We start from the raw sequence: 7,898 nt of genomic DNA on the forward strand, positions 1-7,898 counted from the left end.
CGCCCTCCCCCAATAGGGGAGGGAGAAGTGGAGCGCGCTCCCGGCGCGACTTTCACGGTAAGGGGGCAATAGCCTTTACCCGGCGCCCCCCAGAACCGGGCAATCCGAGGCGAAGCCGCCCGCGATCCAGGACCAACCCGACAGGCGCCGCCTTGCGAGATCGCGACGCCAGCAATCATCGCTGAGGTACGACGGCGATTACAGCGTGCGCCGCTGCCGATACTGAAAGACCAAGCCGGAACCTTGCGGGCGAGCATGAAGACGGAGGCTTCCACCCTGATTGGCCGCGGCTTCCCTGGCGATTGCAAGTCCGAGTCCGCTGCCTTCGCCAAGTGCGCCCGGCATGCGGTAGAAGGGATCAAAAACGCGCTCGTACTCGCAGAGCGGCAAGCCGGGGCCGTTATCGACGATGTCGATGATCGCAATCCCGTCGTCCGCGGCGAGCCGAAGCGTGACCTCACCGCCTTCTGGGGTATATTTCAGCGCATTCTCCAGCCCGTTCTTGAGCACCAGCCGCAGGGTCTCCGGCGCGGCCTCGATCCGCAGCGACGCGGCCTCATCGAGGCCAAGGTCGATGCCTCTCGCCTCCGCCAGTGGCAGATATTCCGCGATCAACTCGCGGGCCAGGGCCGGGACATCCACCTCGGTGATTGGCACCCCGCCCGCCTGCGCCCTGGCCAGGCTCAAGAGTTGCTCGGCGAGCTTGCGGGCCCGCTCGATGCCCGCCTGGAGCGGCAGCACACGCTCGCGCATGGCCTCCAGCGATGTGGCTTGCCGCAAATTTTGCGCCTGGACCGACAAGGCGGTGAGTGGGCTGCGCAGTTCGTGGGCGGCATCGGCGACGAAGCGCCGCTGCTGCCCCATCAACACCCCGACCCGTTCGAGCAATCGGTTGATGGCCTGCACGAAGGGCCTGATTTCGTCTGGAACTCCTTCATCGCCCAGCGGCTGGGGTCGATCCGCCGACTGCGCGTCCAACTGACTGGCAAGACGACCGATTGGGGCCAACTCGCGACGGACGATGCGCACGATCAGCCACGCCATGACGGGCAGCAACTGCAGTAGGGGAACCAGCGTGCGCCAGGCGCCGTTGATGGCGATCTCGTCGCGCGTCTCGGTCGGTTGGGCGACGACCGTGGCAGTGCCCGGCAGGCCTGCCCGCACGAAGACCCGCAGTCGCCCGCCAGCGGTCTGAAGCGTATGGAAGCCGGACGACACATCGCCCGGCAGCCAGCGGGGACGCGGGTCATCGGGCAAACGCATTACGCTGATGCGCGACTCGGGATCGCTTAAGGCGACCTCGCTACGGGGTTGCCCCGCCGGATCGTTGAGCGCAGACCGACTGGTACTGCGCGCCGCCAGCACGGCGATCTGCCGCAGCATGTCGTCCTGGAACTCGGTCGCTTCGGCATAGGCAAGGATGAACGACGCCAGGGCCGCGACCAGCGCTGCAAGCAGGATGGCAGCGCCCAGCAGGACGGACAGCCGCTGTTGCAGTGACCGCTTCATTGCGGCCGCTCCACCATCCAGCCAGCACCGCGCACGTTCTTGATGACCTCGGCCCCCAACTTCTTGCGCACACCGTGGATCAGGAAGGCGACCGCATTGCTTTCCACTTCCTCGTTCCAACCGTAGATGCGCTCCTCCAATTGCGTGCGGCTCAGTATCCTGCCAGGATTTAACAGGAGTGCGTGCAGCAACGCGAATTCGCGTGCGCTCAAGACCACGACGGTCTCACCGTGGGAGGCTTCATGGGTTGCAGGGTCGAGACTCACCACACCGTTGGTGAGAATCGCGCCCGCCTGCCCGCCCTGGCGTCTTGCCACCGCGCGCAGACGCGCGAGCAGCTCATTGATATCGAAGGGCTTGACCAGATAATCGTCGGCGCCCACATCCAACCCCTTGATCCGGTCATCGACGCCGTCACGGGCGGTGATGACGATGACCGCAATGGCGTTGCCAGCCCGCCGCAGTCGTCGCAGCACCTCCAGTCCGTCCCGTTTGGGTAGACCCAAGTCGAGCAGGACCGCCTGGTGCTCACCCTGATCGAGCACAGTGTCCGCGGCGGCGCCGTCCTTGACCCAATCCACGGCGTAGGCCGCATCTTTGAGGGCGGTCAAGACCGCTTCACCAATCATCGGATCGTCTTCGACCAGCAGAATGCGCATGGCTTTGCTCCTCAGTCAGGCTGGTTCATCAATGCCCCTGTCGTGCCCCCCGCTGTGGTAACAGGAGGATGCAGGCCACGATGAAGACCAGCAGAACTGCCGATGCCCAGTAACGACTCAATGCCAGCCCGCCTAGCGCGAGCGGCTTATCGAGAAGATCGCCCAGCACCGCCCCCAGGGGTCGCGTGAGGATAAAGGCAGACCAGAACAGCAGGGTGCGGGAGAGGCTGGTTTTATAATAGGCCACGACCAGCGTTGCCAGCAAGGCGCTGAACACCAGCGCGCCGCCTTCATACCCAAGCCCCGCCGTGTCGGCCGTCCAATCGCCGAGCGCGGTGCCCAGCGTTTGAGAAAACATGATCGTCACCCAATAGAACAGCTCGGCCTGCGGGGAACTGACGCTGGCTACCGATACGGTGCCGAGCGAACGATACCAGATGGCCAGGGAGGTCAGCAACAGCATCAGCAGCGATGCCGCCCCTCCGGCATAACCGATGCCGAGCGAGCGATCCGCGAAATCAGCCAGCGTGGTGCCCACGGTGGTCGTTGCGATGATAGTGGTCCAGTAGAGGAATGGATGAAAGCGCTTGGCTTTGATCTGGACCGCTACGGCGGTGAGAAAAATGGCCGCGAAGATGGCCGTCCCGACCAGGTAACCAAGCTGCATCGACATGGATACGGCATCGCCAGCGGTTTCACCGAGCGTGGTGGCGGCAATCTTAATGATCCAGAAGATCAAGGTCACCTCGGGAACCTTATTCAACAGTCGCCTGGTATCGTCGCGCGTCAGGGTATTCATCGTGGGGACCTCACAGGGGTGTTCCGGCTGGAATGCGTGCTGGCTCAAGACCGGCCCCGGAGGTGGTATCAAGTAAGTTAAGGATTTTCCGTTCGCCCTGAGCCTGTCGAAGGGTGAACGGGAAATCATTAACCGAGTGAAGTTAAGCCGTCCGTGGTTCGACAAGCTCACCACGAACGGCTTAACTTACGGCATTGGTGTCCACCCCGGGGCCTTCATGGCTGCCCGAGATCAATCAGCCCGATCCTCGCCTTGGCCCTCGTCATCCTCGTGATCGGCCTGATCCTCGATGGCAGCGAGGACCTGACCGCTCGTCGGGTCGACCCTGACGTCCATGACCTTGTTGCCGTTGACAACTTCGACGTCGAACACCCACTGACCCTGGTGCCGTTCATACTCGGCGCGGGACGCCTTGCCGCCGACCTGCGCCTCGGCGGCGGTGATGGCCTGAACGATGCCGATCTTGGCACCGCCAATGCTCAAGGCGTCGTTGACGGCGGCGTTATCCGCATAAACACCGCCGATGGCTGTAAGGGAAAGCGCGGCCAGCGCTGCTGCCGGATAGACCTTGCGTTTCATGATGATGGTCTCTTCAAGAAGTCACGCGGATATTCGCGTGGTGTTGAAGATAGCGAACAAGAGTTAGGGGAGCGTTAGCGGTAACGCAGCAACCACACCATCGCGTGCTAGTAGAGCGTTCCACCTTGGCTTGCGAGCTGCGCAAGCCCCGAAGGGGCGGGACGGCCTTGATCATCGTTCCGACCAGCGGCCTGCTTCGGGAGTCCAAGGCTTCAGCCTTGGTCCTGTCCAGCCAAGGCCGAAGCCTTGGACTCCGGCCCCGATTTGGCCGGAACGATGATCGAGGCCGGCGGGACATATCAGCCCGGGGCAACGCCCTGGGATATCATCGTGTTCAGCCTAGCCCTGAAAGGGCGTGACATAACGGCGAAGGGCTGTATGTCACGCCCTTTCAGGGCTAGGCTCGCTTATATGCAGCACACCCAGGGCTTTGCCCTGGGCTGGTATGTTCGACCCCGTTGGGGTCGACCAGCAAATTTAAGGTGGAACCGGGTACTAGATCTCACTCCCCTGGGCATAGCCGCGCAGCTTGCGCCACAGCGAACTGCGGTTGATGCCCAGGGTGCGCGCGGCCAGGGTCTGGTTGCCGCCCACCTGCTCCATCACCCAGTGGATATAGCGCCGCTCCTGCTCCTGGAGGGTCGGCAGCGCCCCGTCGGCGTTGGGGGCCGGCGCCATGGGCTGCTCGCGCAACGCCTCGGGCAGGTGCTCGGGGGCGATCCGATCGCCCTCGGCCAGGGCCACCCCGCGTTGGATGATGTTCTCCAGTTCGCGCACATTGCCGGGGAACGCATAGCGCGTGAGGATGGCCAGCGCCGTCGGCGCCACCGCCGTCACCGACTTGCGCATCCGTGCCGCATATTTTTCCAGAAAGTGCGCCACGAGCAGCGGGATATCGTCCCGGCGCTGCGCCAGCGGCGGGACCCTCAGGGTCACCACGTTGAGTCGGTAGTAGAGGTCCTGACGTAGTCGGCCGCTCGCCACCGCCTCGTCCAGATCGCGGTTGGTGGCGGCCAGGATGCGGATGTCCACCGCGATGGGCTGGGTGGCGCCGACCCGCAGCACCTCGCGCTCCTGGATGACACGCAACAGCTTGACCTGCATCTCGGGCGGCATCTCCGTGACCTCGTCGAGGAACAGGGTGCCGCCGGCGGCGGTCTCGATCAGCCCCTTGCGTGCCCCGCCGGCGCCGGTATAGGCGGCGCGCTCGTGACCGAACAGCTCGTTGGCCAGCAATTCGGCGGTGAGTGCGCCGCAGTTGACCGCGAGATAGGGCCCGTCGCGACGCCCACTGTGATGGTGCAGGTAGCGGGCGAACAGCTCCTTGCCGGTGCCGCTGGCGCCCTCGATGAGCACGCTGCAATCGCTCGGCGCGACCTGGCGGGCGAGGCCCAGCAGCCGGTGCATGGCGGGGTCCTGGGTGATGATCCGGGCCTGCTCGGTAAGGCCCTCAAGTTGCCGTTTGAGTTGCCGATTCTCGCGGCGCAACCGAACCTTCTCCAGCGCCTCGCTCACCACCTTGCGCACCTCGGCGAGCCGGTAGGGCTTGGCGATGTAGTAAAAGGCGCCCTCCTTGATGGCCGCGACGCTCGAATCGATGGTGGCATAACCGGTGATGACGATCACCTCGGCCTCCGGCAGCCGCTGCCGGCAGCGGCGCAGCACCTGCATGCCGTCCACCCCCTCCATGCGCAGGTCGGTCAGCACCAGATCGAAGCCCTGGGTCTCGATCAATGCCAGGGCCTGGGCGCCGCCGGCGGCGGTCGTGACCGCGTGGCCGTCGCGCTGCATCACGCGCTCCAGGTTGGCGCGGGCGATCTCCTCGTCATCGACGATCAACAGGCGCTCGCGCGTATCAGTCATGACCCCTCCCCCGCCGCGACCGGCAGGCGCAGACGCAAGACTGCACCCTGCCCCGGTGCGTTGCCGGCACTGATGCAGCCACCGTGTTCGTCGACGATTTGATAGACGATATACAGGCCCAGACCCATGCCATGGCCGACCTCCTTGGTGGTGAAAAAGGGATCGAAGATGCGCGGCAGGACGGCCGCGTCAATGCCGGGGCCGCTGTCGCTCACCAGCAACTCGATCATGTCGCCCGCCCCCGGGCAGGCCACCGGGAAGGGGTCGCCGGGCCGCGTGCGATGCGCGGCGATGCGCACCAGACCGCTCGCCCCCACCGCCTGCACGGCGTTGCGGATAAGGTTGAGACAGGCCTGTTGCAGGCGCCGACGGTCGCCCAGGGGCCGCAGGTCGGTGGGGATCTCGACCTCGATCCGCACCCCCGCGGGCACCTCGGCCTTGAGGAACGCGAGGGTCTCCAGGATCAACCCGCGCAAATCCACCGGCTGCATCTGCACTGGGCGATCCCGGGCAAAATCGAGCAGGGAGCGCACGATGGCGCGCGCCCGTTCGCACTGGCCGTCGATCTGCAGGAGCAGCCCGCGGTGCCCCGGCACCTGCGCCTCGTCCAGTTCTTCAAGCAGGATCTGGCAGGACGACCAGATGTTCGATAAGGGGTTGTTGAGCTCATGGGCGACGCCTGAGAGCAGGGTGCCGAGCGCGGCAAGCTTCTCGGCGCGCAACAGGTGACGTTGGCGCTGTCGCAGTTCCTGCAACAACTGGTTGAAGGCGCCGACCACGGCGACCAACTCGCGATCGTCGGACAGCCAGGGCAAGGTCTCGCGCCGGCCCGCCTGGATGGCCGCGACCCCCTCCTCGAGCCGCTTGAGCGGTCGCACCAAGCGCCATGACAAGGCCTGGCCGATCCCGATCATGAGCAGTGCCAGGCCGACGATGGCGGCCACCAGCACCGTGCGGAAGCTGGCCAGCAGCACCTGCACCTGACTGCGTTCGGCGCCGGCAGCGACCTCGGCCACGCCGACGATGCGCTTACCGACCTCCCGGATCTGGGCCTGGAGGGCGTCGCGGCGCGCCTCGTCGCCGGGCGCAACAGCGACATAGTCCCGCATCCACTGAGCGTAACTCGCCAGGCTCGCGCGCAGGGAGCCGACGCCGTCGCCGATCCCCAGGCGCCTGAAATCCGCCTCGGCCGCGTCGAGCAGACCACCGAGCGCCTGGAGGTAGCGCGCATTCTCGGCCTGGTCCGTCGCCTGCCCGTGGAGGAAATAGTTGCGCTCGAAGCGGCGGATCTCCAGCACGGTGTCGAACAACTCGGCGATCCGCTCCCCCAGCAGCACGCGCTGCTCCAGCACCCGCGACTGCGCGAAGGTGTAGCCCGAGACGGCCAGGGTCAGCGCCGCGACCAGCAGGTAGCCGAACCTGAGTTTGTTCTGCAAAGAGGCAAGCACGGTGGACAGGATCCCGATCCTAAGGCCAAGTGTTGCATTGTGAGACACCGTGGGGACCTCCGCAACAACGCCAAGCGGCTGATCGCGCGGCCTGCTTGCCATGGTCACTGAACGGGCGTCGGCCAGTCGTTGCAAGATGCATCAAGCGCTCGCCCGCCCAGGCAGAGGCTAAGAGCTAACACATTGACATAGCGACGCTTTAGCATGATGGCACACATCATGCTGAGTTATGACACCGATCAATCTTTCAACAGATGTCTCAAGCCGCCATGACCAATCACAGTGTGCAACGCCTGCTCAACGCACTCGCCTTCGCCAACATCGGCAACTATGGCGCATTCATCCGACTGAGCGCTAAAATGGATGCACCCCCAGCCCCCGCCGCCGCGCCTCGCCCGACCGCCACCCGGTGGACCGCGGCGCTGCCCCGCGCGGCCGCTTACCTCGGTTCCCATTGAACGAATGCCGATACCCAGCGCTCATTCCCGTGGCCGACGCTCATTATGGTCTCTCAGCCGGCTGACGCACTTATCATACAATGCCGCATCATTCAAAGATGACCTGATCGCCGGCATTACCGTTTTCGAGGACGCGCTATTGCAACTGGAGCAGGACCATCCACAGGTCACCCATATTCTCATCAAGTCCAGCGGGATCAATGGGCTCGACGCCTCCGGAGTCGATATGCTCGGCAATCTGGTCACCCGCTTCCGCGACAACGGCATCACCCTGGTCTTCAGCGGCTTCAAACGCCAAGTCCAGGAGGTCATCGAGCGGACCGGACTCGCTGAACAGATCGGTCGCGACCAGATCTTCGCCACCGACCGTGAGGCCATCGACCGACTCCTGCGGATACTCGCTTGAGCCTAAGAAGAGCAGTTAAGCCGCGAATGAACGCAAATATAGCAGAATAATATGGCATCTGGACAAATTGAATTATAATAAATTTTTTTTATTTTTTTTCCGTTGACTGTCTATAATTTATGCAAGAGTTAAGCAAATTATCCGAGGTGGATCATGAAGCCGAGTTGGATGTCGGAT

The 7,898-nt window shown here is 64.1% G+C and carries 8 protein-coding genes; 2 read left to right on the forward strand and 6 right to left on the reverse strand.

Features of this window, described 5'->3' with window-relative positions:
• Positions 1 to 198 precede the first annotated feature (198 nt).
• The 6 genes from QZX93_RS13750 to QZX93_RS13775 form a co-directional block, all read right to left on the reverse strand.
• Complete coding sequence (locus QZX93_RS13750; protein WP_295393016.1) at positions 199 to 1,509, reverse strand: ATP-binding protein; 1,311 nt, start codon at positions 1,507 to 1,509, stop codon at positions 199 to 201.
• Complete coding sequence (locus tag QZX93_RS13755) at positions 1,506 to 2,168, reverse strand: response regulator transcription factor (protein ID WP_295393015.1); 663 nt, start codon at positions 2,166 to 2,168, stop codon at positions 1,506 to 1,508. The genes QZX93_RS13750 and QZX93_RS13755 overlap by 4 nt, the downstream gene beginning before the upstream one ends.
• A gap of 28 nt (positions 2,169 to 2,196) precedes the next feature.
• The gene (locus QZX93_RS13760) at positions 2,197 to 2,967 is read right to left on the reverse strand and encodes a hypothetical protein (protein ID WP_295393014.1); all 771 of its coding nucleotides are present in this window, start codon (positions 2,965 to 2,967) and stop codon (positions 2,197 to 2,199) included.
• A 231-nt stretch (positions 2,968 to 3,198) separates the two neighbouring features.
• Positions 3,199 to 3,546 carry a PepSY domain-containing protein gene (locus QZX93_RS13765; protein WP_295393013.1) on the reverse strand — a complete coding sequence of 116 codons (348 nt, stop codon included), beginning with the start codon at positions 3,544 to 3,546 and terminating at the stop codon, positions 3,199 to 3,201.
• Positions 3,547 to 4,041: 495 nt separating this feature from the next.
• Positions 4,042 to 5,409 (reverse strand): sigma-54 dependent transcriptional regulator, encoded by a 1,368-nt coding sequence (locus QZX93_RS13770; RefSeq protein WP_295393012.1) that lies wholly within the window; start codon positions 5,407 to 5,409, stop codon positions 4,042 to 4,044.
• Positions 5,406 to 6,845: an ATP-binding protein gene (locus QZX93_RS13775; protein ID WP_295393011.1), complete on the reverse strand. Its 1,440-nt coding sequence runs from the start codon at positions 6,843 to 6,845 to the stop codon at positions 5,406 to 5,408. The genes QZX93_RS13770 and QZX93_RS13775 overlap by 4 nt, the downstream gene beginning before the upstream one ends.
• Positions 6,846 to 7,126: 281 nt before the next feature.
• Here QZX93_RS13775 and QZX93_RS13780 point away from each other — a divergent pair, with 281 nt between their 5' ends.
• Entirely contained in the window at positions 7,127 to 7,315 is a 189-nt protein-coding gene (locus QZX93_RS13780) for a hypothetical protein (protein ID WP_295393010.1), read from the forward strand.
• 4 nt (positions 7,316 to 7,319) lie between these two features.
• A complete protein-coding gene (locus tag QZX93_RS13785) occupies positions 7,320 to 7,721 on the forward strand; it encodes a sodium-independent anion transporter (RefSeq protein ID WP_295393009.1) in 402 nt (133 codons plus the stop codon).
• Positions 7,722 to 7,898 lie beyond the last annotated feature (177 nt).

Source organism: uncultured Thiodictyon sp. (assembly GCF_903946935.1).
Classification (GTDB): domain Bacteria; phylum Pseudomonadota; class Gammaproteobacteria; order Chromatiales; family Chromatiaceae; genus Thiodictyon.

Bases quoted from the DNA above. Each gene is read 5' to 3' on its own strand.
- QZX93_RS13750 (WP_295393016.1), bottom strand. From the start codon at position 1,509: ATGAAGCGGTCACTGCAACAGCGGCTGTCCGTCCTGCTGGGCGCTGCC.
- QZX93_RS13755 (WP_295393015.1), bottom strand. From the start codon at position 2,168: ATGCGCATTCTGCTGGTCGAAGACGATCCGATGATTGGTGAAGCGGTC.
- QZX93_RS13760 (WP_295393014.1), bottom strand. From the start codon at position 2,967: ATGAATACCCTGACGCGCGACGATACCAGGCGACTGTTGAATAAGGTT.
- QZX93_RS13765 (WP_295393013.1), bottom strand. From the start codon at position 3,546: ATGAAACGCAAGGTCTATCCGGCAGCAGCGCTGGCCGCGCTTTCCCTT.
- QZX93_RS13770 (WP_295393012.1), bottom strand. From the start codon at position 5,409: ATGACTGATACGCGCGAGCGCCTGTTGATCGTCGATGACGAGGAGATC.
- QZX93_RS13780 (WP_295393010.1), top strand. From the start codon at position 7,127: ATGACCAATCACAGTGTGCAACGCCTGCTCAACGCACTCGCCTTCGCC.
- QZX93_RS13785 (WP_295393009.1), top strand. From the start codon at position 7,320: ATGCCGATACCCAGCGCTCATTCCCGTGGCCGACGCTCATTATGGTCT.